This is a genomic window from Serinicoccus chungangensis (genome assembly GCF_001483745.1).
GTDB lineage: Bacteria > Actinomycetota > Actinomycetes > Actinomycetales > Dermatophilaceae > Ornithinicoccus > Ornithinicoccus chungangensis_A.
The window spans coordinates 55,038-79,537 of record NZ_LQBL01000005.1 but is presented as its reverse complement, the minus strand read 5'-3'; the positions used below and the strand labels follow the sequence as shown (position 1 = coordinate 79,537).

The 24,500-nt window shown below is 74.4% G+C and carries 23 protein-coding genes; 16 read left to right on the top strand and 7 right to left on the bottom strand.

What is annotated here, in order from left to right:
* Positions 1-72: 72 nt before the first annotated feature.
* Entirely contained in the window at positions 73-804 is a 732-nt protein-coding gene (locus AVL62_RS03370) for an AfsR/SARP family transcriptional regulator (RefSeq protein ID WP_058890268.1), read from the top strand.
* A gap of 49 nt (positions 805-853) precedes the next feature.
* On the opposite strand, the gene AVL62_RS03365 is transcribed toward AVL62_RS03370, so the two are convergent.
* On the bottom strand, positions 854-1,201 hold the full coding sequence (locus tag AVL62_RS03365; RefSeq protein WP_058890267.1) for a hypothetical protein: 348 nt from the start codon (positions 1,199-1,201) through the stop codon (positions 854-856).
* A gap of 257 nt (positions 1,202-1,458) precedes the next feature.
* Between AVL62_RS03365 and AVL62_RS03360 the strand changes: the two genes are divergently transcribed.
* Genes AVL62_RS03360 through AVL62_RS03350 form a run of 3 tightly spaced genes read left to right on the top strand, consistent with a single transcriptional unit; the run spans position 1,459 to position 4,204 of the window.
* A complete protein-coding gene (locus AVL62_RS03360) occupies positions 1,459-2,991 on the top strand; it encodes a phage tail sheath family protein (RefSeq protein ID WP_058890266.1) in 1,533 nt (510 codons plus the stop codon).
* Between the two features lie 8 nt (positions 2,992-2,999).
* Positions 3,000-3,521, top strand: coding sequence for a phage tail protein (locus AVL62_RS03355; protein WP_058890265.1), 522 nt, complete (start codon positions 3,000-3,002; stop codon positions 3,519-3,521).
* Positions 3,518-4,204: a hypothetical protein gene (locus AVL62_RS03350; protein ID WP_058890264.1), complete on the top strand. Its 687-nt coding sequence runs from the start codon at positions 3,518-3,520 to the stop codon at positions 4,202-4,204. The genes AVL62_RS03355 and AVL62_RS03350 overlap by 4 nt, the downstream gene beginning before the upstream one ends.
* Positions 4,205-4,806: 602 nt before the next feature.
* Here AVL62_RS03350 and AVL62_RS03345 read toward each other — a convergent pair.
* Positions 4,807-5,154, bottom strand: coding sequence for a hypothetical protein (locus tag AVL62_RS03345; RefSeq protein ID WP_153011633.1), 348 nt, complete (start codon positions 5,152-5,154; stop codon positions 4,807-4,809).
* Positions 5,155-5,192: 38 nt separating this feature from the next.
* Here AVL62_RS03345 and AVL62_RS03340 point away from each other — a divergent pair, with 38 nt between their 5' ends.
* The 7 genes from AVL62_RS03340 (at position 5,193) to AVL62_RS03310 (ending at position 13,395) form a co-directional block, all read left to right on the top strand.
* Positions 5,193-6,446, top strand: a complete 1,254-nt coding sequence (locus AVL62_RS03340) for a DUF4255 domain-containing protein (protein WP_058890262.1) — start codon at positions 5,193-5,195, stop codon at positions 6,444-6,446.
* Positions 6,443-8,350: an ATP-binding protein gene (locus tag AVL62_RS03335; RefSeq protein ID WP_058890261.1), complete on the top strand. Its 1,908-nt coding sequence runs from the start codon at positions 6,443-6,445 to the stop codon at positions 8,348-8,350. Before AVL62_RS03340 ends, AVL62_RS03335 begins: the two co-directional genes overlap by 4 nt.
* Entirely contained in the window at positions 8,347-9,921 is a 1,575-nt protein-coding gene (locus tag AVL62_RS03330) for a DUF4157 domain-containing protein (protein WP_058890260.1), read from the top strand. Before AVL62_RS03335 ends, AVL62_RS03330 begins: the two co-directional genes overlap by 4 nt.
* A 21-nt stretch (positions 9,922-9,942) precedes the next feature.
* Positions 9,943-10,518, top strand: coding sequence for a hypothetical protein (locus AVL62_RS03325; RefSeq protein ID WP_153011632.1), 576 nt, complete (start codon positions 9,943-9,945; stop codon positions 10,516-10,518).
* Positions 10,515-11,195 carry an eCIS core domain-containing protein gene (locus tag AVL62_RS03320; protein WP_058890258.1) on the top strand — a complete coding sequence of 227 codons (681 nt, stop codon included), beginning with the start codon at positions 10,515-10,517 and terminating at the stop codon, positions 11,193-11,195. Before AVL62_RS03325 ends, AVL62_RS03320 begins: the two co-directional genes overlap by 4 nt.
* Before the next feature lie 737 nt (positions 11,196-11,932).
* On the top strand, positions 11,933-12,589 hold the full coding sequence (locus AVL62_RS03315; protein ID WP_058890257.1) for a nucleoside/nucleotide kinase family protein: 657 nt from the start codon (positions 11,933-11,935) through the stop codon (positions 12,587-12,589).
* A gap of 164 nt (positions 12,590-12,753) precedes the next feature.
* Positions 12,754-13,395 carry a pyridoxamine 5'-phosphate oxidase family protein gene (locus AVL62_RS03310; RefSeq protein WP_058890256.1) on the top strand — a complete coding sequence of 214 codons (642 nt, stop codon included), beginning with the start codon at positions 12,754-12,756 and terminating at the stop codon, positions 13,393-13,395.
* Between the two features lie 39 nt (positions 13,396-13,434).
* On the opposite strand, the gene AVL62_RS03305 is transcribed toward AVL62_RS03310, so the two are convergent.
* On the bottom strand, positions 13,435-15,474 hold the full coding sequence (locus AVL62_RS03305; RefSeq protein ID WP_058890255.1) for an NADPH-dependent 2,4-dienoyl-CoA reductase: 2,040 nt from the start codon (positions 15,472-15,474) through the stop codon (positions 13,435-13,437).
* Between the two features lie 121 nt (positions 15,475-15,595).
* Between AVL62_RS03305 and AVL62_RS03300 the strand changes: the two genes are divergently transcribed.
* The 3 genes from AVL62_RS03300 (at position 15,596) to AVL62_RS03290 (ending at position 18,977) form a co-directional block, all read left to right on the top strand.
* Entirely contained in the window at positions 15,596-16,189 is a 594-nt protein-coding gene (locus AVL62_RS03300) for an AMIN-like domain-containing (lipo)protein (RefSeq protein WP_235585493.1), read from the top strand.
* A 122-nt stretch (positions 16,190-16,311) separates the two neighbouring features.
* Positions 16,312-17,562, top strand: a complete 1,251-nt coding sequence (locus AVL62_RS03295; protein WP_058890254.1) for an alpha-amylase family protein — start codon at positions 16,312-16,314, stop codon at positions 17,560-17,562.
* A 374-nt stretch (positions 17,563-17,936) separates the two neighbouring features.
* On the top strand, positions 17,937-18,977 hold the full coding sequence (locus AVL62_RS03290) for a lactonase family protein (RefSeq protein ID WP_083518636.1): 1,041 nt from the start codon (positions 17,937-17,939) through the stop codon (positions 18,975-18,977).
* A 100-nt stretch (positions 18,978-19,077) separates the two neighbouring features.
* Here AVL62_RS03290 and AVL62_RS03285 read toward each other — a convergent pair whose 3' ends face one another.
* Both AVL62_RS03285 and AVL62_RS03280 read right to left on the bottom strand, forming a co-directional pair.
* The gene (locus AVL62_RS03285) at positions 19,078-20,082 is read right to left on the bottom strand and encodes an NAD-dependent epimerase/dehydratase family protein (protein ID WP_058890252.1); all 1,005 of its coding nucleotides are present in this window, start codon (positions 20,080-20,082) and stop codon (positions 19,078-19,080) included.
* A 75-nt stretch (positions 20,083-20,157) separates the two neighbouring features.
* Entirely contained in the window at positions 20,158-20,583 is a 426-nt protein-coding gene (locus AVL62_RS03280) for a VOC family protein (protein WP_058890251.1), read from the bottom strand.
* A 90-nt stretch (positions 20,584-20,673) separates the two neighbouring features.
* Here AVL62_RS03280 and AVL62_RS03275 point away from each other — a divergent pair, with 90 nt between their 5' ends.
* Both AVL62_RS03275 and AVL62_RS03270 read left to right on the top strand, forming a co-directional pair.
* Entirely contained in the window at positions 20,674-21,159 is a 486-nt protein-coding gene (locus tag AVL62_RS03275; RefSeq protein ID WP_058890250.1) for a MarR family winged helix-turn-helix transcriptional regulator, read from the top strand.
* A gap of 28 nt (positions 21,160-21,187) precedes the next feature.
* Positions 21,188-22,654, top strand: a complete 1,467-nt coding sequence (locus AVL62_RS03270) for an MFS transporter (RefSeq protein ID WP_058890249.1) — start codon at positions 21,188-21,190, stop codon at positions 22,652-22,654.
* Positions 22,655-22,783: 129 nt separating this feature from the next.
* Here the strand turns inward: AVL62_RS03270 and AVL62_RS03265 are convergent, their stop codons facing one another.
* Positions 22,784-23,800, bottom strand: coding sequence for an LLM class flavin-dependent oxidoreductase (locus AVL62_RS03265; protein WP_058890325.1), 1,017 nt, complete (start codon positions 23,798-23,800; stop codon positions 22,784-22,786).
* Between the two features lie 40 nt (positions 23,801-23,840).
* Positions 23,841-24,437 carry a rhomboid family intramembrane serine protease gene (locus tag AVL62_RS03260; protein WP_083518635.1) on the bottom strand — a complete coding sequence of 199 codons (597 nt, stop codon included), beginning with the start codon at positions 24,435-24,437 and terminating at the stop codon, positions 23,841-23,843.
* Between the last annotated feature and the right edge of the window lie 63 nt (positions 24,438-24,500).

The window sequence follows — 24,500 nt, the reverse complement described above, 5'->3', positions numbered from 1 at the left end:
GGCCATACGGAAGGACCCTCGGTGACGACACGGACCCCCCCGACGTGGCGATCGACTACCGATGACATCACGGTGAGCATCGGCGTGCTCGGATCCTTCTCGCTGCGGGTGCAGGGCCAGGACGTGTCCCTCCCGGCGGGTGCCCAGCGGCTGGTCGCGATGCTCGCCGTGCGCGGCCGGATCGGGCGGTCGCGGCTGGCAGGCATGCTGTGGCCCGAGGCGACCGAGCACCGTGCGCTCGCGAGCCTGCGGACCGGGATCTGGCGGACCAACCAGGCGGCGGGCGGCCTCGTGCTGAGCGACCACGGGACGGTGCGCCTCGGCCTCGAGCCCCAGGTCGACCTGGAGTGCCTCGTCGAGCGGTCACGGCTGGTGCTGGACGGTCAGGACCCGCCGGACGACGACGGGTGGGAGCAGGGCACCCTGTCCGCCGAGCTGCTCGAGGACTGGGACGACGAGTGGTTGGAGCCGGAGCGGGAGCGGCTGCGCCAGCTGCGCCTGCACGTCATGGATGCCGAGGCGCGTCGGCTGGCACGGCTCGGCCGATACGGGCTAGCCCTCGATCTCGCCCTCACCGCTCTGCAGGCCGACGAACTGCGCGAGTCCGCGCACCGGATGGTCGTCGAGATCCACCTGGCCGAGGGCAACGTCTCCGAGGCGAGGCGCGCCTTCGAGGCGTGCCGTGAGCTGCTGGAGAGCGAGCTCGGCATCACCCCCTCGCAGGACCTGCTGACCCTCGTGGAGCAGGCCGTGCCGACGCCGCAGCGCGCGCTCGCCGACCGGGAGCTGGCCGGCATCGGGTGACGCACCGCGCCGGTCGCACCGCCCAGGCGCCCGGCACGCGTCAGCGAGCTCAGTCCAGCGTGGCGAGCACGCTCACCGTGGCCTCGGTGGCCTCGGTGTTCTCGATCGTCACGGTCCGGGGCCCGCCGGCCACCAGCGCCTCGAGGACCCCACCGTTGGCCACGACCAGGACGCCGTCGACGGTGAGGTCGTCGCCGTCGGTGCCTCCGTTGCTGGGGGTGACGGTGACGGTCGCGAGCCCGGCCTGCGTCGTGGCCCGGATGGCCAGCAGCGTCATCGTCCCCCCGGCGGGCAGCAACGCCGCCTCCTGCGACTCCGACCCGGAGCCGGCCGCACCGAGGGTCAGGTCGGCCACGACGTAGGAGTCGGCCTCCAGGTCGGTCCCGAGCGGGAGCATCGGGCCATCGGCCACACTCACCGTCGCTGACAAGGACAAAGTCACCATCGCCGTCTCCTTCGCGCGGGCCCGGTGGGTCCGGGCTCTCGTGACCTCGACGATCCGAGCCGCGCGTCACCGGTCCATCACCGGCGCGTCACGCCGCAGCGCTGGCGGTCGCACGTCCGCACGTCGCCGACGGTGACACGGCAGTGACGCCCCGGTGACGGGCCCGGTCCATCGTCCGAGAGGACTGCGCCCGGCGAAGGAGTCCTGCCATGACCATCACCCCGACCTATCCAGGTGTCTACATCAGTGAGGTGCCGAGCGGGAGCCGCACCGTCACCGGCGTCGCGACCTCGATCACCGCGTTCGTCGGCTCGGCCGCCCGTGGTCCCGTCGACACCCCGCTCGCGATCGGCAGCGTCGGGGACTTCGAGCGCCACTTCGGGGGGCTCTGGCGGGAGAGTGGCCTGGGGTATGCCGTGCGTGACTTCTTCCTCGGCGGCGGCGGTCAGGCGGTGGTGGTCCGGGTCGCGCATCTCGACGCCGACACCGCGCGCCTGTCGGTCGGTGGTATCACGCTGGAGGCCACCGGCCCGGGCGCCTGGGGCAACGACCTCGCGGTGACGATCGAGCACCCGAGCGCCGCCGACGCCGATGACATCGCCTCCGGCCAGGGCGGCGGGGTGAGCGGCGGCGACATCTTCACCCTGTCCGTGACCGACGGGGTCGCCACCGAGACCTATCGCAACGTGACGGTCGTGGACGGTCCGCGGCGTCTGGACCGGGTGCTGGAGTCCTCGCTGCTCGTCGCGGTCGACGGGGTACTGCCCGCCGCTCGCCCCGGGACCGGCACGACCACGGTGGCCGTCGCCGACGAGGGCTCCGACGGAGGCGCGCTCGACGCCGACGACTACGTCGGGGCCGGATTCGCCGCCGCCAAGCGCGGCCTCTTCGCGCTCGACCACGCGGACCTCGTCAACCTCATCGTCATCCCACCGCCGACCCCCACCGGTGACCTGCCCGCCACCGTGTGGCCCCAGGCGATGGCGTATGCCGTCCAGCGGCGCGCCTTCCTCGTGGTGGATCCGCCGGGCACCCTCACCCCGAGCGCAGCCCCGGCCTGGGCGAGCAGCGTGGGGCTGAGCGGTCTCGCCGCCCGCAACGCGGCCATCTACTTCCCGCGGGTGCGGCGCCCGGACCCGTTGCGCGGCGGCAGCATCGACACCTTCGCCCCCAGCGGTGGCGTGGCAGGGTTGATGGCACGCACCGACGCCAGCCGGGGCGTCTGGAAGGCTCCGGCCGGGTTGGAGGCCGGCCTGACGGGAGTCGTCGACCTGGCCACCAACCTCACCGACCACGAGAACGGCCCGCTCAACCAGTCCGGCGTCAACGCGCTGCGTAGCTTCCGCGGGGCGGGTCCGGTCGCCTGGGGAGCCCGCACCTTGCGCGGTGCCGACGTGCTCTCCGACGAGTACAAGTACGTCCCGGTCAGGCGGCTCGCGCTCTTTCTCGAGGAGAGTCTCTTCCGCGGCACCCAGTGGGTCGTCTTCGAGCCCAACGACGAGCCGCTGTGGGCGCAGATCCGGCTGTCGCTGGGTGCCTTCATGCAGGATCTCTTCCGGCAGGGGGCCTTCCAGGGCAGCAGCCCCCGGGAGGCCTACAGCGTGCGCTGCGACTCCCAGACCACCACGCAGTACGACATCGACCGCGGCATCGTGAACATCGAGGTGGGCTTCGCGCCGCTGAAGCCGGCCGAGTTCGTCATCATCTCGATCCAGCAACAGACCGCCAGCGCGGCGTCCTAGGAGGAACCATGGCTGAGTTCTCGGTCAACGCGACCCGATTCGACCCCTACAAGAACTTCAAGTTCCGGGTGAAGTGGGACGGCCGGTACGTCGCCGGGGTCAGCAAGGTGGGTGCGCTGAAGCGCACCACCGAGGTGGTCAAGCATCGCGAAGGGGGTGACCCGTCGAGCAGCCGCAAGTCGCCCGGCCGCAGCGAGTACGAGGCGATCACCCTGGAGCGGGGCGTGACCCACGACCAGGACTTCGAGCAGTGGGCCAACAAGGTGTGGAACTTCGGCTCGGGCCTGGGCACGGAGATCTCCTTGGCCGACTTCCGCAAGGACCTCATCATCGAGGTCTACAACGAGGCCGGCCAGGTCGTCATCTCCTACAAGGTCTTCCGCTGCTGGGTCTCAGAGTACCAGCCGCTGCCCGAGCTGGACGCCAACGGCAACGGGGTGGCGATCTCCTCAATCAAGCTCGAGAACGAGGGCTGGGAGCGCGACTACGCCGTCACGGAGCCGACCGAGCCGACCTTCACCGAGCCGTGACCACGTCGACGGCCACCACGCTCGCACTCTGGGAGGCCCTGGCCGGCGCGTCCCCGGTGCTGGCCGGGGCCGCCCTGCTGCACGCCCGCGGCGACGCCCCCAGCCTCGCGGCGGCCTGCGACCTGCCGCTGGCCGCCGCGGCGGCAGCCGCCGTCGGCCAGCTCCGCCAGCGCTGCGGAGACCACCTCGACACGGTCGCCGCCTGCCCGTCGTGCAGCGCTCGCCTGGAGGTCGCCCTGCCGCTGCGGGACCTGGACGAGCACACCCGCGCGTGGCCCGCGACCCGCACCGTCGGCACGCGCACCGTCCGCTCGCCGACCACGCGCGACCTGGCCGCGGCCCTGACCACCGATGACCCTGCCTCCACGCTGCGCGCGTCCTGCGCGGCGCTCGACGACGCGGCGACCGAGCAGGAGCGGCAGGCGGTGCTCACCGCGGCCGAGGACCTCTGCGGCGCTGCCGACCTGTCGGTCCGGGTCACCTGCCCCGAATGTGGCCACACCCCGAGGGTCGACGTCGACCCCGTCGCGCTGCTGACCGACCAGCTCGCGACGGAGTCGGCCGCCGTGCTGCAGGACGTCGCGGAGCTGGCCGCTGCCTACGGCTGGCGGGAGGCCGAGATCCTGGACCTCTCGCCCGCCCGGCGAGCGGCATACCTCTCGCTCGCCCGAGGGCGCCGGTGATGGGCGACGTCTTCAGCCGCCTGACGGTGCGGGCCACCGCTCCCGGGCCGCGGCTCGCGCTGCGCCGAGCGAGTCCCTTCGAGGCTGCGGCGCCCGCTCCGGTGCCGTGGGAGGGCGTCGAGGAGATCGTCGCACCAGAGCCCCCGCGGTCACCACCACCACAGGCCACGGCCCCGCCCCGCCCTGGCGACGCTGCCCCCGACCCGCCCCAGGCAGGGCCGACCCCGCCATCGGACGCCCAGCGCCGCGGCCAGGTCGCGGCGGCCGAGGGCCGGGCAACCGCCCCCGAGTCAGCCGCACCCGCCTCGCCCTCGAGGCCGAGCCCGCCGGTGCCGACGGTCGCGCGCCCGCAGGAGTCGGCCACTCCGGGAGCGCCTGACCCGGCCGGGCACCGGCCGGTGGCGGCCTCGGTCACGCCGGCAGACCCCCCTCCGCCGGCCGGCGCACGACCGGACGCCGCGGCGCCACCGGTCCAGGCGGACCGGGAGGTGGCAGCGCGACTCCCGACCCCGGAGCAACCGCCCGCGCCTGACGAGCAGCTGCGGGGCGCGTCGGCCGCCGACCGGCCGACCTCGATCGACCCGGCGCCCGCTGCGGTGCCCTCACCGGCCGCCGCGCCGCGGACCCGTCAGCTGGCGGCTCAGACGCTGGTGATGGAGCACGTCGTCCCGCTGCTGCGGGAGCGGGGCGTGCTCGACGACCGGCAGGCTCAGCGGGTGGTCGCGGTGCCAGGGGGTGCCGGCCGACCCCCGGCGCCGCGCCGCGACGGACGCGTGGCCGTCACCGCCGAAGACCTGGTCGTGCCGGCTCAGGGAGAGGTCCATCTCCACGTCGACCGGATCCAGGTGATCCACCCCGAGCGGAGCGGGGCCGGAGCACGCGACGCCACCCCCGCAGACGTACTCGCAGCCGCACCCACCGCCGGTCCGGCGACCGGCGCGGCGACGCACGCGGCATTCCTGGCTCGACAGCGCGACCGGTGGCGGCGATGAGCAACAGCCTGGCCATCGCGGCCGTCACCACGACGGTGCGGCACGTCCTGCACGAGAGCCTGAGCGGCCCGGAGCCGGGACCGGTCGGCGCGGCCGACGTCACGACTTACCGGCCCGCCCAGCTGAGCGACTCCGACACCATCGGCGACGGGGCCAGCGGCCTCAACGTCTACCTCTACCAGGTCACTCCGAACCACGCGTGGAACCTGCACGACCTGCCGACCCGGCGTGGTGACGGCAGCCTCGCCCAACGTCCGATCGCCGCCCTCGACCTGCACTACCTTGTCACCGCCTACGGCGACGACGCCGTGCTCGAGCCGCAGCGGCTGCTGGCCCGGGCCAGCCTGGCGCTGGCCGCGACCCCCGTCTTCACCCGAGAGGTGATCGAGGCGGCGATGGTGAAGTACGGCATCGACGACACCGCCTTCCTCACCGGTGCCGACCTGGGCGACCAGCGTGAGCTCGTCAAGATCTCCCCGGCGCCGCTCAACCTCGAGGAGGTGTCGAAGCTGTGGGGCACGTTCGGCACGCCCTACCTGCTCTCCCTCGGGTATGCCGCCACGGTGGTGCTCATGGAGGCGTCCGTCGCGCCACGGGTCTCGGCGCCGGTGCTGAGCCGCGCGCTCGGCGTGGCCCCGATGCGGCGGATGGAGCTGGTCGACGCCGAGATCGAGGACGGTGGGCGCAGCGTCGTCGGTGCCCGGCTCCGGATGCGCGGCGCCGGACTGCTCGGGCCAGGCACGGTGATCACCCTGGGGGAGGACCGCGTCTTCCCGGACGCCACCGAGTCCACCACCACGGAGCTGGTGGCGACGCTGCCGGACACCGTGCGCAGCGGCATCCATGCGCTGCGGTTGATCGCGGTCCGGCCCGCCGACGCCATGACCGGGGAGCCCGAGCGCGTCGAGCAGCGCTCCAACGCCCTGGCCTGGCCGGTGATCCCGACGGTGGGCACCCCCACCGTCACGGCCACCGACGTCACCGTCCCGGTCAGCCCGGCGGTGCGCGAGGGTCAGCGGGCCACCCTGACGGTGGGTCGACTGAGCGGCGGAGCCCCTGGCGACCCGGCCCACCTGGCCATCACCTTCCCACCGGTGGCCGAGGGTGCCGCCCCCGTCTCGGAGCTGACCGTCCCGACCGCCGACCTGGGGTCCGGCACCTGGCTGGTGCGGGTGGAGGTCGACGGCGTGATCTCGATCCCCACGATGAGCGGTGACACCTACGACGGCCCGGCGGTGACGGTGCCATGAGCCTCGCCGACACCACGACCACTGCGGGGGCGACCGCCGCCCCGTCCGCCCCGCCGGCGGGTGTCACCGCCAGCCAGCTCATCCGGGCCGAGATCGAGGTGCTGCGGCAACGCCTGCTGAAGCAGGACACCGACGAGGCCGAGCGGGCGCTGGCCGAGCTGCGTGAGGCCTACCCCGGACAGCCGCCGCTGGACGACGTCGAGGCCGGCTTCGGGTTGTCCCGCTTCGAGCGGGCCGCGGTGGTGTTCGCCGCAGCGCCGGACCTCGTGGGCTCCTTCGGCAGCGATCTCTCCCGGGTGCTCGGTGGTCGGCGGCCGACGCTGTCCACCGCGCTCGCGGTGCTGCCGGACCCGCACTGGGACGCCGTGCTGCCGCAGTCCCCGCTGCGCCACTGGCGGCTGCTCGAGGGCGTCGACGCCGCGGCGCCGCTGGACAGCCCCGTCCGGTTGGCCGAGTGCGTGCTGCACTACCTCGTCGGGGTGGACGCCCCGGACGCTGACCTCACGACCCTCAGCATGCCGGTCGAGCCGGTCTTCACCGTCCCCCCGTCGTTGCGTGAGGTGGCCTACGCGGTGATCGAGTCGTGGGACGCCGGTCGCGCCGTCGCCGTCACCGGTGCGCAGAGCACCAACGCCCACCTTGTCGGGACGGCGGCGGCCCGGATGGCCGGCCTCGCCCCGCGCCGGGTCGCGGCGGCCGACCTGCCGGCGGACGGACCCGGCTTCGCCGAGGTACGTTGCCTCATGACCCGCCAGACCGTCCTCAGCCAGTGGGCCTGGGTCATCGACGCGACCGACGCCGACCTGGAGCACCTGGCGACGCTCGGGCGCGCCCTCGCGGCGTCGGACGCTCCGACGGTCGTCGTCCTCGGCCCTGGCCGCACGCTGGCGCAGGTGCCCTCCCTGACGGTCCCCCGCCTCGGTCCGACCGAACGCGGCTGGCTCTGGCAGGCGGCATTGCAGGCCGTCGGTGTCGAGGTCGACCAGGCCGAGATCGACGCGGTCGCCGGGTCCCACGACCTGTCCGTCGACCACGTCGTGGACGCGGCCCACGACGTGGCGCTCGGTATGCCGTTGCGCACCGCCTGCCGCCGCCGGCACCGGCACGAGGTGGGCACGCTCGCGACGGTCCGGACGCCCCAGCAGGAGTGGGCCGACCTCGTCCTCCCGGACCCGATCCGCGACCAGATCGGTGACCTCGTGGCGTCGTTGCGGCACCGGGGGACGGTGCTGGAGGAGTGGGGCTTCGGCCGGCGCGGACGAGGCCTGGGCACCACGGCGCTGTTCGCCGGCCCCAGCGGCACCGGCAAGACCCTCGCCGCGGAGGTCATCGCCCACGAGGTGGGCCTGGACCTGGTGCAGGTCGACCTCAGCCAGGTCGTCAACAAATACATCGGCGAGACCGAGAAGCACCTCGGGTCCCTCTTCGACGCGGCCGAGGACGGTGGGATGGTGCTGCTCTTCGACGAGGCCGATGCGCTCTTCGGCAAGCGGTCGGAGGTCAAGGACAGCCACGACCGGTATGCCAACCTCGAGGTGGGCTACCTGCTCCAGCGGCTGGAGGCCTTCACCGGCCTGGCGATCCTCACGACGAACGCCCGCAGCCACCTGGACCGCGCCTTCACCCGGCGGCTGTCGACCATCATCACCTTCCCCTACCCCGAGACGGCCGCCCGGCGACGGCTGTGGCAGGTCAGCCTGCCCGACGGGATGCCGCGCGGCGAGATCGACCTGGACCGGCTGGCCGCCCTCGACCTCACCGGCGGTGACATCGCCGCCGCAGCCTTGCGCGCGGCATACCGTGCCGCCGACGCGGGCGTGCCGGTGACGACCGAGCACCTGCGCGACGCGGCCCGCGTGGAGCTCGGCAAGAGTGGCCGCACCGCACCCCGGGAGCGACGATGAGCAGCGTGGCCGTCCCCCGCAGCCAGGTGGCCGACGAGCGCACCAGCGCCCAGGCCTGGTCGGCCCTGCCCCGCAGCGGTGGGCGGGCGATCGCCGATGTCGTGCCGGCGGCTCGGAGCCGCCACGACATCGCCGACGTGACGCTGCACGACACCGCGGGGGGTCGGTCCATGGCGGGCCGGCTGCGCGCGCGGGCCTTCACCGTGGGCCGCCACATCTACCTGGGCCAGGGAGCGCCGAGCGCGAGCAGCCTGGCCGGGCAGCACCTGCTGCGTCACGAGCTGGGCCACGCCAGCCTGCGCCCGCGGGGCAGCGGCCCCGGTCACCGGGTCCCGGCGCTGGCCTCCGCTGCGGAGGAGCGGGCGGCCGAGCGGCGTGCGCACGAGGCCACTCCCGGGCCGGGCGCAGCCCTCGCCGTCGGCGAGGTCGGGGGACCCACGGGTGACGTGGTCGGTCGCGACATGCTCTCGGCGCAGCGGGACGCCGACCAGGTCGAGCGGCTCCTCGCCGGGACGCCGAACTCGTCCACCCCCGGCCAGGACGCGCTGGACTACCTCGGCACGTTGACCTTGGACGACCTCGTTGACACCGCAGTGGTCCTCGACAGCCGGGGAGGCCTGGAGGCGGTCGCCGGCCACCTCACCGTCGGGGCCACCGGAGACGTCGCGGGCGTCCTGCTCACCACGATCCACCTCAGCACCCGTGGCCGGCCTTCGCCGGCCTGGGGCATCGCCGCGGCGCGCGCGGTCGCCTCCTTGTCGGCCACGACGCGCACCTCGCTGCTCACCAAGGTCCTCACCGCGATGGGCCGTGGGGACGAGGTCCCGGACCTCCTCGAGGGGATGACGGCGCTCCAGGACTCGGAGTCCTTCCGCGCCAGCGAGGGCGAGGACGTCGTCTCCCCGGGGACCCCGGACCAGACCGTCGCAGGGATCAGTCCGGGGCCGTGGGCTCCGCCCGGTGGGCAACCGATCCCGTTCTACATCGGCACCAGTGCGCACACCGCGATCACGGCGTTCTACGCCGCGTCGCACGCCACGGACCTGGCCTTCTACAACTACATCCCGATCTCCTCCATCGTCGCCGCGGCGACCAGGGCCGGCTTCACCCTCGGCACCGCCAGCGCGTCGACCACCGACCTGGCCCTCAAGCCCGACATCGCGAACCTCACCAAGGCCCACCTCTACGAGATCAAGCCGCTCGCGGCACAAGCCCTCGGTGCCACGGAGGCCGCGGTCTACGTCGCCGCCTTGGCCCGCGCCGGCCTCACGATCGGCCTGGGGTCGACGAGCGAGCCCGGGACGGCGGGCACCGTGGCAGCTCCTGGTGGCTGGTTCGAGTTCTCCGCCCCGCAGGCCGGCGTCATCACCTACCGCTACCGGCAGCCGCGGCGGCGACGCATCCGGGTGCCGGTGCCCTCGCCGAGGACCTCGCCGGTCGTGTCCCGATCCTTCATGGAGGAGATGGAGGCGATCACCGGGCTGACGGGCGCGGCCCTCGTGACCTACATCATCATCTCCGAGGGGTCCCGGTTCGTCTTCCCGCCCCGCAACCTCGTGCCCGTGCCGTGATCCGCTGAGAGGATGGCCGAGATGTCCAGCACTGCACCGCTCGAGGTGCCCAGCGCGGTGTGCGGCAGTGCCCGGGAGGCCTCCGTCGCCTGGCGACCGCACGCCCGGGAGGCGGTGAGCCGGGGGCGGTGGCCGGAGGTCGACCTGGACCCCGCCGCCGAGCAGGAGGGGCTCATCGTGCTGGCGAAGGCGCCGCAGCTCGCCGAGGCCGGGGTGCACCTGCACCTGCCCGCGACCACCCTGGCGACGGCCGCCGAGAAGGGCACCGTCGGGGCCGATGTGGAGCAGGCCCTGGTCGAGCAGGCCTGGGAGGAGCCGTGGTCCTTCGCCTCGCTGCTGGCCCCCGCCGCCCAGCTGCTCACCATCCCGCCGGCCCGGCACCGCCCGTTCGCGCAGGCGGCGGCACGGCACTGGCCGGTGCTGGAGTCGGTCGGCCCCCGGTGGACCGTGGGGGACACCTCCGGGGCCACCCTGTGGGGACAGCACACCACGCTCTGGTACGTCCTCGGACAGCTCGGCGTGCCGGCCGAGCGGCTGACGCAGCCCCTGCCCTCCGGGGGTGTCGATGGCCTCCTCGCCGACGCCGGAGTCGCATGACCCCGGCCCGAGCCACCACCGGCCTTCCCGCGCGGGAGCGGGAGTCGCTGTCCGACACCTGGCAACGGCTGCCGCGCACGGGCGGTCGACCGTTGACCGAGGTGCTGCCGGAGACGGCCGCCCGTCCAGACATCGGTCGGATCTCGGTGCACCACGACCCCAGCGGCCACGACGTGGCGGGGCGCCTGTCCGCTCGCGCCTTCACCGTGGGCCGCCACATCTACTTGGGCGCGCACGCCCCGCCACCGGGCACGGCCACCGGAGCCCGGCTGCTGCGGCACGAGGCCGCCCACGCGCTCGCGGAGCCTCCGGGCAGCGGTCCCGGCAGCCGCATCCCGCCCCGGGCATCGGCGCAGCAGGAGACGCAGGCGCACGCCGCGGAGCGGACGGGCGTGGCCCGCCCGATCGTCGCTGCCGCGGGCCCTGCCGTCCTGGGGCTCGATGAGGACGAGTCGTGGGCAGACTCGATCATGGGGGTTCTGGAGGCCTTCGGCGGCGGTCTCATGGGCGAGTTCAACGAGGATCCGTCGTTCGCCGAGATCGGCGTCGACCTGGGCGTGAGCCTGATCCCGGTGCTGGACCAGGTGTCCGACGCGCGGGACCGCGCCGGCTGCAGCAGGTCGCGCGCGAGTCGCACGCCCGGCTGGACGAGGCATACCGTCCGGTCCAGCAGATGATCGACAGCGGGCTGCGCACGGTGGAGGAGGCGCTGAGCCTGCCGGGGCAGGCCATGCAGACCGCGGGGACCGCCGATGGCGATGATGTCCTCGATGCGTCCCGACCGTGCGGACTACGACCTGCTCTCCGGCGGTGGACGCAGCATCTCGGACCGGGCCGAGAACGCGGTGGACGAGGCGGCGGATCTCGGTGACGAGATGCTGGATCAGGGGATGAGGACCGCCGACCCGGTCCCGGCGTGCCGTCGGCGCCACCGGGCTGCCCCAGATGCACCACACCGTCTTCGTCTACATCCTGCGAGCCATCTGGGCCAAGGGCGCGGGCCTCTCCCTCGCCGACCTCACCCTGGAGTCCGCTGCAGGCTTCCGGCGGGTCGTCGACAACGTCTACCCGCAACGGCCCGTCGACCTGGAACCGGAGGCGCACCGCCGATTGCACGCTGCTGGACGCGGCACTCGACGACAGCTTGGTCAACCGTGCCGGGCAGGTGACCACCAGCGTGGGCGAAGTGTCGAGGCAAGGAGCCGTCGGCATGCTGGAACGCCTGGAGTACCTCACCAAGAACGAGCTCGTCGACATCCTGGAGGAGGCCTAGATGCGCGTGCACCGGACCAATGGCGACCTCCTCCCGGACGAGACCTGGGAGGCGCTGATGGACGCCATCACCGAGGTACGCCGCAGCCTGTGTCGAGATGCTCACTGTCACCAGCAGGTCCTGTCTGTCAGAGTGACGGGTATGACGCTCGCCCCCGATCTGCTCGACCTCGCCGACGCGCTCGTCCCCGGAGAGGGCAGGGGCCTGCTCGGCATCGTGGGGCTGCCCGGCTCGGGCAAGTCGACGTTCGCCGAGGAGCTGCTCACCGCGCTCGCGCAGCGCCACGGCGAGGATCACGTCGGGCACGTGCCGATGGACGGCTTCCACCTCGCCGACGCCCAGCTGGAGCGGCTCGGGCTGACCGACCGCAAGGGCGCCCCGGAGACCTTCGACGCCGAGGGGTATGCCGCGCTGCTCACCCGGCTGCGCGAGGACACCACCGACACCGTCTACGCCCCCGGCTTCGAGCGCACCCTGGAGCAGCCGCTCGCCGCCGCGCTCGCCGTGCTGCCCTCGGTGCGCCTCGTCGTCACCGAGGGCAACTACCTGCTCGACCCGGACGAGCGGTGGCGGGCGGCGCGGGCCCGGCTGAACGCGGTGTGGAGCGTCGAGGTCGACGAGGAGCAGCGGCACACCCAGCTGGTGGCGCGGCACGTCGAGTTCGGCAAGACGCAGGAGCAGGCGCAGGCGTGGGTCGAGCGGGTGGACGAGGCCAACGCGCGCCGGATCCGCAAGCGCTCCGAGGCCCCCGACCGGGTGGTCCGCTGCGCCCCCGACGGGACCTGGCAGCTGGCCTGACGCGACGCCTCGGCCCGGGACGCGCGCCACACCCCGCGTCGGGTGACCTCAGGACAGCCCCGCGTCGGGTGACCCGAGGACAGCTCGGCGTAGGGGACCAGGCCCCCGGCCCACCGGTGTGCCGCGGCGGTGGACGCCGGGGTCCACGTGTCAGGCTGGTCGGCATGACCGACCTGTCCACCCCGACCCGCAAGCCGGACCGCTACCTCGCCGACCGCGCCGCGCTCGACGACCTCCTCGACGCCATGCCGGTGGGCGTGCTGTCCACCGTCGTCGACGGGCAGCCGTGGTCGGTGCCGCTGCTGGTCGCCCGGGACGGGGACCGGGTGCTGCTGCACGGGTCGACCGGCGCGGGGGCGCTGCGCCATCTGCTCACCGGCGCCCCGGTGACGCTCACCGTCGTGGCCCTCGACGGGCTCGTGGTGGCGGAGACCGCCTTCGACTCCTCGGCGAACTACCGCAGCGCCGTGCTGCGCGGCACGACCGTGGAGCTCGGCCCCGAGGAGGCCACGGGGGCGCTGGAGCGGCTGACCGACCGGTTGCTCCCCGGGAGGACGGAGGAGGTCCGGGCCAGCACCGGTAAGGAGCTGCGGGCGACCAGCTGCCTGGCGCTCCCGATCGTCGACGGCTCCTGGCTGCTCAAGGCCCGCACCGGCGGCACCGACCCCGCCGAGGACCCCACCGTCTGGACCGGGGTCGTCCCGCTCGCGCTGGCCGCCGGCACCCCGCAACCGACCCCCGGCACGACCGCCCCGGAGCCGGCCTCCGTGACCGCGACGCGGGCGGCATACCCGGTCCCGGTGTGACGGCGGCCTGGGCTCGCCGCCCCTGACCCCTACCCTCCCTCAGAGGCGGGCGGCCAGCTCGGTTGCCTGCCGGATCGCCCGCTCGGCGTCCAGCTCGGCGGCCACGTCGGCCCCGCCGATGACGTGCACCGGCATCCCCAGCGCGCGCACCGGCTCGACGAGGTCGGTCACCGACTCCTGCCCGGCGCAGAGGACCACGGTGTCGACCGGTATGACGTGCGGCACCCGCTCGCCCGCCCTCCCGTCCTCGACGGGCAGGGTGAGGTGCAGGCCGGCGTCGTCGATCCGGACGTACTCCGCGCCGCCGACGAGGTGCACCCCCGCGTCGGCGAGCTCGGTGCGGTGCACCCACCCGGTGGTCTTCCCCAGGCCGGCGCCGTGCCGGGAGGTCTTGCGCTGCACCAGGTGCACCTCGCGGCGGACCGGCGGCTGCCGCTTCTCGCCGAGTCCGGAGCGGACCTCCCACGGGTCGGCGACCCCCCAGCGCTCGCGCCACTGCGCCACCGTCTCGTCCGGCTCGTGCAGCAGGGCGCTGCTGACGTCGAAGCCGATGCCGCCGGCGCCGACGACCGCCACCCGCGCCCCGACCCGGCCCGGGTCGCGGATCGCCTCGGGGTAGCTCAGCACGCTCGGGTGGTCGACGCCGGGGATGTCGGGCACCCGCGGCACGACGCCCGTGGCGACGACGACCTCGTCGAAGCCGGTGAGCCGCTCCGCCGTGACCTGCACCCCCAGGTGGGTCGTGACCCCGCGGACCCCGAGCAGGTGCTCGTAGTAGGCGAGCGCCTCGCGGAACTCCTCCTTGCCCGGGATCTGCGCGGCCAGCCGGAACTGCCCGCCGACCTGGTCCTGCGCCTCGAAGAGCTCGACGGCGTGCCCCCGGCCGGCCAGCTCGACCGCCGCGGCCAGCCCGGCCGGCCCGGCGCCCACGACCGCGACCCGTCTCGCCCTGCGGGTGGGGCCGAGCACGAGCTCGGTCTCGTGCGCCGAGCGCGGGTTGAGGATGCAGGTCGCGCGGCGGTTGGCGAAGGTGTGGTCCAGGCAGGCCTGGTTGCAGGCGATGCACGGGATGATCTCGGCGCTGCGGCCCTGCTGCGCCTTGCGGACCCAGTTGGCATCGGCCAGCAGCGGCCGGGCCATCGACACCAGGTCGGCCTCGCCGTCGGCGACGACCTGCTCGGCGACCTCGGGCCGGTTGATCCGGTTGGACGCGACGACCGGTATGCCGATCTCCGCCCGCAGCCGCGCCGTCACCCAGGTGAAGGCCGCCCTCGGCACGGAGGTGACGATGGTGGGGACGCGCGACTCGTGCCAGCCGATGCCGGTGTTGACGCTGGTGACGCCGGCCTCCTCCAGCGCGTGCGCGAGGTCGACCGTCTCGGCCCAGTCCTGCCCGTCGGGGACGAGGTCGAGCAGGCTCATGCGGTACTGGACGACGAAGTCGTCCCCCACCAGCTCGCGGGTCCGCCGCACGATCTCGACGGGGAAGCGCATCCGGGCCCGCGCCGACCCGCCCCACGCGTCGGTCCGGTCGTTGGTGCGGGCGGCGAGCATCTGGTTGACGAGGTAGCCCTCGGAGCCCATGATCTCCACCCCGTCGTAGCCAGCCCGCTGGGCGAGCCGGGCCGAGCGGGCGAAGTCGTCGACCGTGCGCTCCACCTGGCGGGTCGACAGGGCCGAGGGCCGGAACGGCGTGATCGGGGACGTCGCGGTGGAGGCCCCCTGGGCGAACGGGTGGTAGGCGTAGCGCCCGGCGTGCAGGAGCTGCAGCAGGATGCGGCCGTCGTGCCCGTGCACCGCGTCGGTGACCGTGCGGTGCCGCCGGGCCTGCGCCGACCGGACCATGCTCGACCCGAACGGCAGCAGCCACCCGCGCCAGCCCGGGGCATACCCTCCGGTGACCATGAGCCCCACCCCGCCGCGGGCCCGCTCGGCGAAGAAGGCGGCCAGCTTGTCGGTGTCGCGGGCGCGGTCCTCGAGCTTGGTGTGCATCGAGCCCATGACGACGCGGTTGCGCAGCGTGAGGTGACCGAGGCGGACGGGGCTCAGCAGGTGCGGGTACGCGCTCGGGCCGGGCATGACGACAGGGTATCCAGCGGTCGGCGGGCGGCACCCCGCTGCGCCCGCGAGGTATCTGCGGGTCGTCCGCGTGCTCTGGGGGGTGGACGTGCACGCACACGTCACCGACAAGGAGGTCGTCATGAGCACCACCCGCACCACCCCGCGCGCGACGCTGCGCGCCACCCCCCGCACGCTGCTGGCCGGCGCCCTGCTGGCCGTCGGCGCGCTCACGCCGGTGGCGGCGATCGCCCCGGCCGCGCACGCCGCCCCCTACTGCGGCATCACCTGGGGATCGCTGCCCAAGGTCACCGGCTTCGACACCGCCCAGGCCCCGCTCACGGACGTCCGGTCGGGCCGGCACACCTGCTTCGACCGGGTCGTCGTCGACATCTCCGGCGACGCCGGGGAGTATGCCGTCCGCTACGTCAGCACCTACCGCGCCCCGGGCAGCGGGCAGGCCCTGTCGCTGCGCGGCGGCGCGAAGATCGAGGTCCTGGTCGGCAACCCCGCCTACGACGCCGACGGCGACGCCGTCTACGACCCGGCCAACCCCGCCGAGCTGGTGGGCACCGGGGGCTACCGCACCCTGCGCCAGGTGAGGCTGGGCGGTAGCTTCGAGGGGCAGACCTCGTTCGGCCTGGGCGTGCGCGCCCGGCTGCCGATGCGGGCCTTCGTCCTCGACGGGCCGGGGTCGGGTCAGCGGCTCGTCGTCGACGTCGCCCACCGGTGGTGAGCCCAGGGCGGCGGTGAGCCCCACTCCCAGCCGGTTCGTCAGCCGTCAGCCCCCTCGAGGAGGCTGACGGCTGACGAACCGGCTGCCGGACGCCCGCAGGCCCGGCTGGGACACTGGGTGTCATGTCACGCCCTCCCGCCCCCGGTTCCGCCCGCCTGCTGGACCACGCCATCTGGTGGCACGTCTACCCCCTCGGTGCCGTGGGTGCGCCGGCCGTCCTCGAGGGCGACCCGGCGCAGGCGACGGTCGAGCACCGGCTGCCCCGGCTCGAGGCGTGGCTCGACGAGGCCGTCGGGCTGGGCTGCTCGGGGCTGCTCCTCGGCCCGGTCTTCGCCTCCCGCAGCCACGGCTACGACACCCTGGACCACACCCGCGTCGACCCGCGGCTGGGGGACGAGGCCGACCTGGACCACCTCCTCGAGCAGTGCCGTGAGCGGGGCCTGTCGGTGCTGCTCGACGGCGTGTTCAACCACGTCGGGGCGGACCACCCGATGGTGGGCGACCCGCATACCTCCTCGATGCTCAAGCAGGGGGAGGACGGCCGCCCGGCGTCCTGGGAGGGGCACGAGGGGCTCGTCGAGCTGGACCACGGGCACCCTGCGGTCGAGGACCTCGTCGTCGACGTCATGCTGCGCTGGCTGCGGCGCGGGATCGCCGGGTGGCGGCTCGACGTGGCGTACGCCGTGCCCACCGAGTTCTGGGCGCGCGTCACCGCGCGGGTCCGCGAGGAGTTCCCGGACGCCCTCTTCGTGGGCGAGGTCATCCACGGCGACTACGCCGGGTTCGTCGAGGCCAGCGGCGTGGACACCGTCACGCAGTACATGCTGTGGAAGGCGATCTGGAGCTCGGTCGTCGACACCAACTGCTGGGAGCTGGCGCACGCCCTGGGCGAGCACGACGCGCTGCTGGGCTCGTTCGTGCCGCAGACCTTCGTCGGCAACCACGACGTCACCCGCATCGCGAGCAAGGTCGGGGACGACGGGGCGGTCGTCGGGCTGGCCGTGCTCATGACCGTCGGAGGTATGCCGTCGGTCTACTACGGCGACGAGCACGCCTTCCAGGGGGTCAAGGAGGAGCGGCTCGGCGGGGACGACGCCATCCGCCCGGCGTTGCCGGACGGGCCTGCCGACCTGGGCCAGGACGGGGCGTGGATGCTCTCGCTGCACCGCGAGCTCATCGGGCTGCGTCGACGCCACCCCTGGCTCGCCCGCGCCCGCACCCAGGTGGAGGACCGCACCAACGAGCAGCTGACCTACGTCTCCTCCGGCGGTGACGACCGGTGGCTCCGGGTGGGCATCACCCTCGCGCCCACGGCCTCGGTCACCGTCGCCGGGCCGGACGGGGAGGTCTTCCGCTGGGCCTCGGGTGGCTGAGCCCCCGCGCACCTGTGCTCCGCCGGCCCGACTCCGGCGGCCCGAGTCTGTGCATGCCGGGCCGGGCTCGAGCGGGCCGAGCCTGTGCACGTCGAAGGCACTCTGTGCATGTCCTAGAACCCCCGTGGGCAGCCTGAGCAAAGAAACATGCCCGAGGCAAGGTTCCTACGGCTGCGTCGGGCCTGTTTCTTTGCTCAGGCGCGTCCGACCCCGGCTACGGCCCCCGCGTGCCCGGCCCGCCCGGTGGCCGCCGCACGCCCGCCCACCCCGCACGCCCGCCCGGTGGGCCCGGCACGCCCGCCCGGCACGCCCGCCCCGCCCGGCCGGGGCGCCCGCACCTGCTCGTGTCGGCGGCACGGCATACCGTGGGAGCCATGACCGAACTCGTCCTCGTGGCCAACGCCGCCGACAGCACGATCAGCACCTTCCGGGTGGACACCGCCGCGCAGCCGCCGACCCTCGAGCGCCTCGCCGTGAGCGAGGTGGGGGAGGGCTGCGGCACGTTCGCGATCGACGCCGACCGCGACCTCGTGTATGCCGCCGCCAAGGGCGACCCGCCCGGCATCGACGTCTTCGCGCTCGACCGGGAGACGGGCCGGCTCGAGCACCTGGACCACACCGACGTCGAGGGCTCGATGAGCTACCTGGCGCTGGCGCACGGCGGGAGCCTGCTGGTGGGCGCGTCCTACGGCGGCGGCAACGCGCAGGTCTTCCCGGTCGGCGACGAGGGGCACGTGGAGGAGCCGACCGCGCAGGTCCACTGGCCCAACGCCCACTGCGTCGCGCTCGCCGGCGACGGTCGGCACCTCTACGTCGTGTCGCTCGGCGCGGACGTGGTCGCCCAGTACTCCCTCTCGCCCGGTGGCGGCCTCACGCCCCTGGTCCCGCCGACCGCCCAGGCGCCCGACGGCTCGGGGCCGCGCCACCTCGTGCTCGACGCGGACGAGGAGCATGCCTACGTCATGACCGAGTTCTCCGGCGAGGCCCTGACCTACGCCCGGGACGCCAGCGGCGACCTGACGCTGAGCGGGTCGGTGCCCGCCTACGCCCAGGACCGCGGCCTGCGGCACAGCGAGCTGGGGGCCGACCCGGTCGAGGGCCACCTCATCTGGGGTGCGGACCTCCACCTGGCCCGGCAGGGGACCTACCTGCTGGCCAGCGAACGCTCGGAGTCCACGCTCGCCTCCCTGCCGGTCGCCCCCGACGGGTCCCTGGGGGAGGCGGTCTCGATCGTCGGCACGGTCGCGCAGCCGCGGGGCTTCCTCGTGCTCTCGGACGACCGGTATGCCCTCGTCACCGGCGAGCAGGACACGGCGGTCGCGCTCGTGGCGGTCGACGAGGCCGGCCTGCTCATGGAGGTCGCCCGGGCCGAGACCGGCAACGGCGCGAACTGGGCGCGCTCCGTCCAGCTCTGACCGGGCGCCGCGGGTGGTTGCCCAGGGGCTGACCGGGCGCCGCGGGTGGTTGCCCGGGGGTCGACCGGGCGCCGCGGGTGGTTGTCCTCGTCCACCCGGCTCAGGCCCGGGCGTCCAGCGCCTCCCGGATCTCCTGCTCCTCCTCGTCGGTCAGCCCGGCCGCCCGGGGCGTCTGGCGGGTCTCCTCCCAGGCCAGGGTGTCGCGCAGCGTCTGGTCGACCGGCCGGGTCCGCAACCCCGCCGCCCGCGCCCGCGTCGTGTCGAGCGCGGCGAACGACCGCAGCGCCGGGTCGTCGATCCACAACGGCAGCGACCGCGGACCCATCCAGGGGTGGACGCCGAGCTCGGCGAGCCGCGCGGGTGGCGCCGGTCGTGCGGGGACCTGCGCGCCGGCCACCGCCCGTGCCGCCTCGAGCAGCTCGGCCAGCGGCACCACCGGCCCGGTCGCGTTCAGGGCGCCGTCCAGCCTCTGCTCCGCCGCATGCACCAGCCAGGAGGCGAGGTCACGGACGTCCACGAAGGCGACGGGGAAGTCGGGGTCGTCCGGCACGAGGACGTCCGGCCCGCTCGGGTGGGCGAACCGCCAGGGCCAGTAGCCCACCCGGCCGGACTCGTCGCCCGGCCCGCCGATGAGACCGGCACGCACCAGGGTCGCGGTGCCCCCCTGCCGCGTCATCTGCGCGGTCACGGCCTGCTCGCAGGCGACCTTGGCCGGGCCGTACTCCTCCATCGTCGACATGACGTCCGCCTCGAGCGGCTCCAGCAGCGGATCGGTCTCGGTCGGGGGCGTCCCTGCCGATCCCTCCTCGGGCAGGGCGTAGACGTTGGCGGTCGAGACGAAGACCCAGTGCGGCGTGTCCAGCTCCGCGACGGCCCGCCTTACCTGCCCCGGCTGACGCGAGACGTCCACCACCGCGTCCCACCGCTGCCCCCGCACGGGCGCCAACCCGTCCGGCTCGTCCCGGTCACCCCGCACGAAGCGCACCCCCTCCGGTGCGGGTGCCGAGCCGCGGGCGAGGCAGGTCACCTCGTGGCCGCGGCGGACCGCCTCGGTCGCGGTCGCGTGGGAGAGGAAGGCGGTGCCGCCCAGCAGGAGGATGCGCATACGGCAGGTCTACCACCCGCCCGCAGCGCCCGTCGTGTGGCGCCGCTCGCTCTCCCAGCGGCCCCCGCCCGCGACCTACTCCTCGTCCGGGTCCGGGCCGACGTCGAGGACGGAGTGCACGTTGCCCGCGGGGTCGGCGAACCAGGCGATCGGCGGGCCGTCCCCGGACTCCACCACGCCCAGCTCGTCCTGCGGCATGCCGTCGTAGCGGAGGAACTCGACGCCCCGGTCGGCGAGCGCCCGCACGGTGGCAGGCACGTCGTCGGTGGGGAAGTTGAGGACGGTGTAGCTCGCCGGCTGGTGCGCCTCGCCCTTGGGGTAGACCAGCACCCGCCGGTCGCCGAGCCGCAGCTGCAGCATGCCCATCGGCTCGGACTCCCGCTCGACGGGCACGCCGAGCACGTCGCGGTAGAACGCCTCGGCGGCGTCCAGGTCGTCGACGGAGAAGCCGTTGAAGACGCGGTCGAGGCGCGTCAGGGGGGTGGTGCCGTCGGTGTCCATGCCGGGTATGACCGCCGGGGCCGGCCGGACTCATCGACCCGGGCCGAGGCGCGGGGACGGCATACCTGACAGTGCTGTTATATTAGCCCTGTGACATCTCCCGACCCCACGCGGAGCAGCCGCCTGCGGCAGCTCTTCGCGGTGCTCGCCGACATGGACGCGGCGATCAACGAGGCCTACCGGGAGCGGGGTCAGGGGCAGGTGCGCAGCCGCTTCGTGCTGCCGCTGGTGCGTCTCGCCCACCTCGGGCCGATGACCATCACCCAGCTCGCGGGCGAGCTCGACCGGACCCACTCCGCGCTGTCGCAGACGATCGGCCAGATGCGCCAGGCCGACCTCGTGACCAGCGAGGCGGGGGAGGACGGCCGGACCCGCGTCGTCACCCTCACCGAGCGCGGCCGTGCGCTCGTCCCGCTGGCGGAGGCGGAGTGGCGCGCCACCGAGGCGGCGGTCGCCGAGCTGGAGGAGGAGCTGCCGTACGCCCTCAGCGCGGTCGCCGCGGACCTCGCCGAGGCGCTGGGGCGCCGGTCGTTCGCCGAGCGGCTGGAGGACCACCTCGGCAGGGACCAGGTATGACGTGCCCCGCCGCCACCGGCGACGCCCGGTGGGTGAGGTGAGGGCGCGGGGGGCGTTCCTCGACCTGACGCCGTTGCGCATCAGCGCGGCCTACCGCCGGCTGTGGCTCGGAGGGGCGCTCTCGGGGCTGGGGCACCAGGTGGCCGTCGTGGCCGTGCTCTTCCAGGTGTGGGAGATGACGCGCAGCCCGTTCTGGGTGGCGGCGATCGGCATCGCCCAGGCGGTGCCCATGATCGCGCTCGGCCTGGTCGGGGGGCCGCTGGCGGACGTGCTCGACCGTCGACGGGTGGCGCTGGCCGCCACCGGCGGTCAGGCGGTCGCGGCGCTCGCGCTGGGCGCCCAGCTGGTGCTCGGCTTCTACCCGCTCCCGCTGCTGCTGGCGCTGCTGAGCCTGCAGACGGCCTGCAACGCCCTCGGTGCGCCGTCGCGGCGCACCTTCATCACCCGGCTCATGCCGCGCGAGCAGGTCGCCGCGGGGATCGCCCTGCACATGATCAGCTTCCAGGCGGCCATGATGGTCGGCCCGGCGGTGGGCGGGCTGCTGCTCGGGGTCGCCTCGCCGGCGGTCTGCTACCTCGTCAACGCCGCCGCGCTGAGCATCAGCTGGTGGACCGTGCGGGCGCTGCCGCCCATGCCGCCGGAGCGTCAGGCGGGGGCGCCGGAGGCAGCGGCCCTCGCGGACCGGCCCGCGGACCGGCCCGCGGACCGACCCGCGGACCGACCCGCGGACCGACCCGCCGCGCCGGGGTCTGCCCACATCGCGCCGACGGGGACCGGCACCGGACGCGCGGCCGACCACGGGCGCGCGCTGACGGCATACCCGCGGGCGCGGACGAGTCCGCTCGCCCGGCTGCGCCGTCGCACGCGCACCGCGCTCGTCATGCTGGGCGAGGGGGTCGACGCGGTGCGGCGGGACCCCGTGCTGCGCGGGTCGTTCCTGCTCGACCTCGCCGCGACGCTGCTGGCCTTCCCGGTCGCGCTCTTCCCCATGGTCAACCAGGAGCTGTTCGGCGGCGACCCGCGCACCCTCGGCCTGTTCCTCACCTGCGTCGCCGTCGGCGGGGTCGGCGCGGGCCTGGCGTCCGGGCTCGTCACCCGCCGGGCGCGGCTGGGCGTGGTCCAGCTGGTGGCGGTGGGGGTCTGGGGCGTGGCCCTGCTCGGCTTCGGCCTGGCCGCCCTCGGTGGGCTGGCCGGGGTGGCGCTGGCCACGCTCGTGGTGGCCGGCGCGGCGGACACCGTCTCGGTGACCAGCCGGGCCGCGATGGTGCAGCTCGCGACGCCGGACAGCCACCTGGGTCGGGTGTCGTCGGTCGAGCACGTCATCGGCGTGTCCGGCCCGGACATCGGCAACGCCCGCGCCGGGCTGGTCGCTGGGCTCACCACGCCGGCCTGGTCGGCGCTGCTCGGGGCGCTGGGGTGCCTGGCGGTCGGGGCCTGGGTCGCGCTCACGCACCGCGAGGTGGCGGCCTTCCGGGTCGGCGACCGAGACGCCTGACCTCACTCGTCCGCAGCAGGTGTTCCTCTGCGGTGATGCATCACGCCAGAGGAACACCTGCTGCGCAGGAGTCGCCGGACCTCCCTGGGCAGGCCGGGACTCGAGCGCGGCCCACGCCCGCCCGGCCGCTCAGCGCCAGCCGAGCTCCTTCGCGACGTCCAGCACGCCCTCGATGACGTGGGCGCAGTAGTCCACGCCGAGCTGGTTGGGCACGGTCAGCAGCAGCGTGTCCGCGGCCGCGACGGCCTCGTCGGCGGCCAGCTGACGGGCCAGCTCGTCGGGCTCCGCGGCATACGTCTTGCCGAAGGTCGAGCGCGACCCGTCGATGACACCCACCTGGTCGGTGCTGCGCCGCTCCAGCCCGAAGTAGGCGTGGTCGCGCTCGTCCACGAGCGGGAAGATGCTGCGCGACACCGAGGTCCGCGGGGTGCCGGCGTGCCCAGCGGCCCGCCAGGCCTCCTGGAAGACCTGGATCTGCTGCGCCTGCAGCTGGTGGAAGGGCAGGCCCGCGTCCTCGGTGAGCAGGGTGGAGCTCATGAGGTTCATCCCCTGGGTGCCCGCCCACTCGGCGGTGGCGCGGGTCCCGGCGCCCCACCAGATGCGCTCGCGCAGGCCCTCGCTGTGCGGCTCGACGCGCAGCAGCCCCGGGGGGTTGGGGAACATCGGGCGCGGGCTCGGCTGGGCGAAGCCCTCGCCGGAGAGCACCTCGAGGAAGCGTGCGGTGTGCCGCCGCGCCATGTCGGCGTCGCTCTCCCCCTCGGCAGGGTCGTGGCCGAACCAGCGGTAGCCCTCGACGACCTGCTCGGGGCTCCCGCGGGAGATCCCCAGCTGCAGGCGGCCGCCGGAGATGAGGTCGGCCGCGCCGGCGTCCTCGGCCATGTAGAGCGGGTTCTCGTAGCGCATGTCGATGACGCCGGTGCCGATCTCGACGCGCTTCGTGCGCGCGCCCACCGCCGCCAGCAGCGGGAACGGCGAGGCCAGCTGACGGGCGAAGTGGTGCACGCGGTAGTACGCCCCGTCGGCGCCCAGCTCCTCCGCCGCGATCGCCAGGTCGATCGACTGCAGGAGGACGTCGGAGGCCGACTGCGTGGCCGACTGGGGGTGCGGGGTCCAGTGGCCGAAGGAGAGGAAGCCGATGCGTTTCATGGACACGTCAACGACCTCGCCCGCCCGAGGATTCCGCCGTTCAGTGCCGGGCGACCCGGTCGCGACGGCCGAGCCAGAGCGCCAGGCCGACCCCGGCGGCGGCCCCGAAGAGATGGGAGAGCCAGGAGACCCCCTCGCGCAGCGGCAGCACCCCCCAGATCATCGAGCCGTAGACCAGGATGACCAGCACGCCGAGCAGCGCCCGCCACAGGTGGTGGGAGACGAACCCGTAGACGGCGAGGAACGCGGCATACCCGTAGACGACGCCGCTCGCGCCGATGTGCACCGTGCCCGGGCCGCCCAGCAGCCAGACGCCGAGACCGCTCACCAGCACCACGCCGCCGGTGACGACCCAGAGGTGACGGGTGGTCAGCGCCAGGAGCGACCCGAGCACGAGCAGGGCGACCGTGTTGGCCATGAGGTGGCCGAACCCCAGGTGGAGGAAGGGGCTCAGCACGACGGCGGGCAGCGAGCCGAGGTCGCGCGGCCGGATGCCGAACTGGTCGAGGTCCAGCGGCAGCACCAGGTCGACGATCTCGGTCACCCACATGAGGGCGACCAGCAGCACGACGGGTATGACGCGCCGCGCCCACGCGGGGGCGTCGCGGCGCCAGGTGGCCGGGCTCGAGCTGCTCACCCCGCCAGTATCGCCCAGGGGGCCGGTCGGCGGGAAGGGCACTGGACGGCATCCTGAACGATC

What these genes read in the sequence shown, in the direction of transcription:
- AVL62_RS03365 (WP_058890267.1), bottom strand. Translation starts at nt 1,201, where the DNA reads ATGCTCCCGCTCGGGACCGACCTGGAGGCCGACTCCTACGTCGTGGCC.
- AVL62_RS03360 (WP_058890266.1), top strand. Translation starts at nt 1,459, where the DNA reads ATGACCATCACCCCGACCTATCCAGGTGTCTACATCAGTGAGGTGCCG.
- AVL62_RS03355 (WP_058890265.1), top strand. Translation starts at nt 3,000, where the DNA reads ATGGCTGAGTTCTCGGTCAACGCGACCCGATTCGACCCCTACAAGAAC.
- AVL62_RS03340 (WP_058890262.1), top strand. Translation starts at nt 5,193, where the DNA reads ATGAGCAACAGCCTGGCCATCGCGGCCGTCACCACGACGGTGCGGCAC.
- AVL62_RS03335 (WP_058890261.1), top strand. Translation starts at nt 6,443, where the DNA reads ATGAGCCTCGCCGACACCACGACCACTGCGGGGGCGACCGCCGCCCCG.
- AVL62_RS03330 (WP_058890260.1), top strand. Translation starts at nt 8,347, where the DNA reads ATGAGCAGCGTGGCCGTCCCCCGCAGCCAGGTGGCCGACGAGCGCACC.
- AVL62_RS03325 (WP_153011632.1), top strand. Translation starts at nt 9,943, where the DNA reads ATGTCCAGCACTGCACCGCTCGAGGTGCCCAGCGCGGTGTGCGGCAGT.
- AVL62_RS03320 (WP_058890258.1), top strand. Translation starts at nt 10,515, where the DNA reads ATGACCCCGGCCCGAGCCACCACCGGCCTTCCCGCGCGGGAGCGGGAG.
- AVL62_RS03315 (WP_058890257.1), top strand. Translation starts at nt 11,933, where the DNA reads ATGACGCTCGCCCCCGATCTGCTCGACCTCGCCGACGCGCTCGTCCCC.
- AVL62_RS03310 (WP_058890256.1), top strand. Translation starts at nt 12,754, where the DNA reads ATGACCGACCTGTCCACCCCGACCCGCAAGCCGGACCGCTACCTCGCC.
- AVL62_RS03305 (WP_058890255.1), bottom strand. Translation starts at nt 15,474, where the DNA reads ATGCCCGGCCCGAGCGCGTACCCGCACCTGCTGAGCCCCGTCCGCCTC.
- AVL62_RS03300 (WP_235585493.1), top strand. Translation starts at nt 15,596, where the DNA reads ATGAGCACCACCCGCACCACCCCGCGCGCGACGCTGCGCGCCACCCCC.
- AVL62_RS03295 (WP_058890254.1), top strand. Translation starts at nt 16,312, where the DNA reads ATGTCACGCCCTCCCGCCCCCGGTTCCGCCCGCCTGCTGGACCACGCC.
- AVL62_RS03290 (WP_083518636.1), top strand. Translation starts at nt 17,937, where the DNA reads ATGACCGAACTCGTCCTCGTGGCCAACGCCGCCGACAGCACGATCAGC.
- AVL62_RS03285 (WP_058890252.1), bottom strand. Translation starts at nt 20,082, where the DNA reads ATGCGCATCCTCCTGCTGGGCGGCACCGCCTTCCTCTCCCACGCGACC.
- AVL62_RS03280 (WP_058890251.1), bottom strand. Translation starts at nt 20,583, where the DNA reads ATGGACACCGACGGCACCACCCCCCTGACGCGCCTCGACCGCGTCTTC.
- AVL62_RS03265 (WP_058890325.1), bottom strand. Translation starts at nt 23,800, where the DNA reads ATGAAACGCATCGGCTTCCTCTCCTTCGGCCACTGGACCCCGCACCCC.